The sequence below is a fragment of the Pseudomonas sp. K5002 genome (genome assembly GCF_013386655.1).
GTDB lineage: Bacteria > Pseudomonadota > Gammaproteobacteria > Pseudomonadales > Pseudomonadaceae > Aquipseudomonas.
In genome coordinates, this window is the sequence record NZ_JACARK010001041.1 from 1 (window position 1) to 3,686 (window position 3,686).

Sequence of the window (3,686 nt, forward strand, 5' to 3'; positions counted from 1 at the left end):
CATGTCCTCGCTGATGGGGACTTCGATGCTGAACATCGAACCGCGCCCCGGCCACGAACGCACCGCCACCGGATAACCGAGGACCTCGGCGATACGCTCGACAATCGCCAACCCCAGTCCCACGCCCTTGCGGTCGGCGGCGCGGCCCACGTCCAGTTGATTGAACTCCAGGAAGATGGCGTCCAGGCGGTCCGCCGCAATTCCGCGCCCGGTGTCCCACACCTCCAGGCGCAACCGCTCACCCCGGCGGCGGGCGCCCAGCAGGATGGAGCCCGCGCTCGTGTAGCGGCAGGCGTTGCTGAGGAAATTGCGCAGGATCCGCGTCACCAGCCGCAGGTCGGTGTTGATTGCGTAATGGCCTGTACGCGCCCGCAGGTTCAGCCCGGACGCCGCGGCCACCGACTGGAATTCCGAGACCAGCGGTGCGAACAGCTCGTCGAGACGGTACAGGGCGATGTCCGGCTTGACCGCCGCTTGATCGAGTCGGGAAATGTCCAGCAAGTCGGTGAGCAAATCCTCGGCGCCTTCCAGGGCCTGATGGGTGCGCTCCACCAACACGTGTTCGACGCTGGGCAAGTTGCGCTCGCGCAGGGTGGAAATCAGCAAGCGTGCGGCGTTGAGGGGTTGCAGCAGGTCATGACTGGCGGCGGCAAGGTATTTGTCCTTGCTGCGGTTGGCGGACTGGGCGGCATCCCGGGCATCGCGCAAGTCCTGCTCGATCTTCTCGCGCTGGGCGATTTGCTGTTGCAGGTTGCGGTTGGCTTCCAGCAACTCGTCGGTACGCGCCGCGACCCGATGTTCCAATTCGTCGTTGAGGCGGATGTAGCGATTGCGCTCGGCTTCCAGCTCGTCGAGGCGCGCGGTCAGTTCGGGGTAATGACTCTTGCGCGCCGAGTGGTTGCCCAGCCCCAGGAGCCCCGCGAGTGCCCGTTGCTGATCGTCAGAGAGCTTCGCCATAGACGACCTCGACGTCACGCTGGCTGGATTCACGCGGGTTGGTAAGGATGCACGGGTCGTGCATGGCGTGCTGCGACAGAAAGGGAATGTCCGCCACTCGAATCCCATGCAGGCCGAGGGTTTCATGGAAGCCGATCGCATGCTTCAACGCGATCAAATGGTCCACCAGCCGGCCGCAGATTTGCCGGTGGTTGAGGCCCCGGCAATCAATGCCGAAGGTCTCGGCAATCACCTTGAAACGCTCCGGTGCCGCGCTGTAGTTGAACGCCACCACATGTTCCACCAGCACCGCGTTGCACAGGCCATGGGGCAGGTCGAGAAAGCCGCCAAGGCTGTGGGACATGGCATGCACCGCGCCGAGGATCGCGTTGGAAAACGCCAGCCCGGCCTGCATGCTGCCCAGCATGATTTTCTCCCGCAGGGCGATGTCGCCGGGGTTGGCGATCATCTGCACCAGGTTGCCATTGATCAGGCGCATGGCTTCCAGCGCGTGGGGATCGGTCAGCGGGCCGTGGCCGGTGGACACGAAGGCCTCGATGGCATGCACCAGCGCATCGATGCCGGTACAGGCCGAGAGAAACGGGTCCATGCTCGCCGTGGTTTCCGGGTCGATCAGTGAAACATCGGGCACCACCGCCTTGCTGACGATGGAGAACTTCATGCGCTCCTGCTGGTTGGAAATGATCACGAACTGCGAGACATCCGCCGAGGAGCCCGCGGTAGTCGGGATCAGGATCAGCGGCGGGCTCGGCACGCGGATGGTGTCGACGCCTTCGAAGTCGAGGATGCTGCAGCCATGGGCGACCACGATGCCGATGGCCTTGCCGCAGTCCATCGGGCTGCCGCCACCGACGGCGACGATCACGTCGCAATGGTTTTCACGGTAGACCTCGGCGCCGAGCATCACCTCTTCAACCCGGGGGTTGGGCGAAACGGCGGTGTACAGGCAGTAGTCGATGCCGATCGCTTGCAGGCTGGCCTCGACATCGGCCACCCAGCCGACAGCAACCACGCCGGGATCACTCACCACCAACACCTTGCGCGCGCCAAAGGTCTTGGCGTAGTTGCCTACGTTGTGCCGGCAGCCGGCGCCAAAGATGATTTCAGGGGAAACGAATTTACGCAGGAGACTCAGGTTCGGGCTCATTGGTAAGCCTGTTTTTATTATTCTGGAAGATGCGCTCCACACTAACCCATCCGACACTGATTGCAATCAGACCAATGGGTGGCGCTGAAACCGCGACGTACGGCACGATCTACTACTTTGGTACTGATTCCCCTCTCTATCGTCGCATTCCCAAGGCATCGAGACTGGCATGTAATGGGCGCATGACCCTATGGATCGGACCTGCTTGAATAAGCAAAAATAATAAGGCGAACGTCCATGTACAAAATTCTGATAGCCGACGATCACCCACTGTTTCGCGAGGCGATCCACAACGTCATCAGCGACGGGTTCCCGGGCAGCGAAGTGATGGAAACCGGCGACCTGGACAGCGCCCTGGCCCTGAGCCAGGAGCACGACGACCTGGATCTGATCCTGCTGGACCTGAACATGCCAGGCATGCACGGCCTCAATGGCCTGATCAACCTGCGCAACGAGTCGCCGACGATTCCGGTGGTGATCGTGTCCGCAGAGCAGGACAAGCAGGTCGTGCTGCAAGCCATCACCTATGGCGCGGTGGGGTTTATCACCAAGTCCTCGCCCAGGCTGCAGATGACCGAGGCAATCCAACAGATTCTCAACGGCAATGTGTATTTGCCGCCGGAGATTATTCGCAGCCAGAAAATCGGCGGGCAACGGCGCATGAATGATTGCCTGGGGCTTGCGCCGGAGCTGCTGCAGGCCCTGACCCGCAAGCAATTGCTGGTGCTGGAGCGGATGACCAAGGGTGACTCGAACAAGCAAATCGCCTATAGCCTGGAGATTGCCGAGACCACGGTGAAGGCCCATGTCTCGGCAATCCTGCGCAAGTTGAACGTGCACAATCGGGTGCAGGCGATTCTCAGCGCCGGGGACATCGACTTTGGTGCCTACCTGCGGCGCTGATACCCGTAGGGGCGGGATGCTGACCGCATTTCAAGGCACCTGAATGAGGGCCCGAAACAGCATGCCCGCCGCCACCAGCACACACAGGGTGGCAAAACCCACCTGCAAGGTGCGCGCCTTGATCACCGAGCACAGGCGCCGCCCCGCCAACATGCCGACAATGCTCGAACCGATAAACACCCAGCCCATCGGCTCGATACTGACCCCGGCATGAAACGCACCGATCACGCCGATCAACGAGATCAGGCTGATCACCATCAGCGAGGTGGCGACGATGCCGCGCATCTGCACATCGGTCAGTTGCTTGAACGCCGGTACGATCAAGAAGCCGCCGCCCACGCCGAGCAGGCCCGATACCGCACCGGTCACTGCGCCGAGGGCGGCCAGGGTGGCGGTGCATTTGGCGGTCCAGGAAAAGCGCCCGGTCTGTTGGTCGAGCATGCAGTTCTTCTGGCCCCAGGACGCGGTGCCGTGGTCGCTCGGCCCGGCCTCAAGCTTCTCCCGTTGCAGCATGCGCCAGGCCACCAGCACCATCAGCGCACTGAACAGGCCCATCAGGACTTTCTCCGACATCTGGTGGGCGAAGAACACCCCCAGCGGCGAAAACAGCGCGCCGAGCAGCGCAATCAGCAGCGCCGCACGGTAGCGCACCAGGCCATGGCGCAAACCGTCGACAGCC

General features: G+C 62.5%; 4 protein-coding genes. 1 reads left to right on the forward strand and 3 read right to left on the reverse strand.

Translation table 11 applies throughout. The annotated features are described in order from the left end of the window. Both HX846_RS32925 and ercA read right to left on the reverse strand, forming a co-directional pair. Positions 1 to 957: sensor histidine kinase KdpD (locus HX846_RS32925; RefSeq protein ID WP_178967021.1), on the reverse strand; the 957-nt coding region annotated here is incomplete at its 3' end. Next, positions 941 to 2,104: an alcohol dehydrogenase-like regulatory protein ErcA gene (ercA, locus tag HX846_RS32930; RefSeq protein WP_003207798.1), complete on the reverse strand. Its 1,164-nt coding sequence runs from the start codon at positions 2,102 to 2,104 to the stop codon at positions 941 to 943. The genes ercA and HX846_RS32925, both read right to left, overlap by 17 nt. Before the next feature lie 237 nt (positions 2,105 to 2,341). On the opposite strand from ercA, the gene HX846_RS32935 reads away from it, so the two are divergent. Further along, positions 2,342 to 3,007, forward strand: coding sequence for a response regulator transcription factor (locus HX846_RS32935; protein ID WP_063028558.1), 666 nt, complete (start codon positions 2,342 to 2,344; stop codon positions 3,005 to 3,007). 30 nt (positions 3,008 to 3,037) lie between these two features. Here HX846_RS32935 and HX846_RS32940 read toward each other — a convergent pair. After that, positions 3,038 to 3,686, reverse strand: a 649-nt coding sequence (locus tag HX846_RS32940; protein ID WP_178967022.1) for a sulfite exporter TauE/SafE family protein, incomplete at its 5' end; no start/stop codon positions are given.

Bases quoted from the DNA above. Each gene is read 5' to 3' on its own strand.
- ercA (WP_003207798.1), bottom strand. From the start codon at position 2,104: ATGAGCCCGAACCTGAGTCTCCTGCGTAAATTCGTTTCCCCTGAAATC.
- HX846_RS32935 (WP_063028558.1), top strand. From the start codon at position 2,342: ATGTACAAAATTCTGATAGCCGACGATCACCCACTGTTTCGCGAGGCG.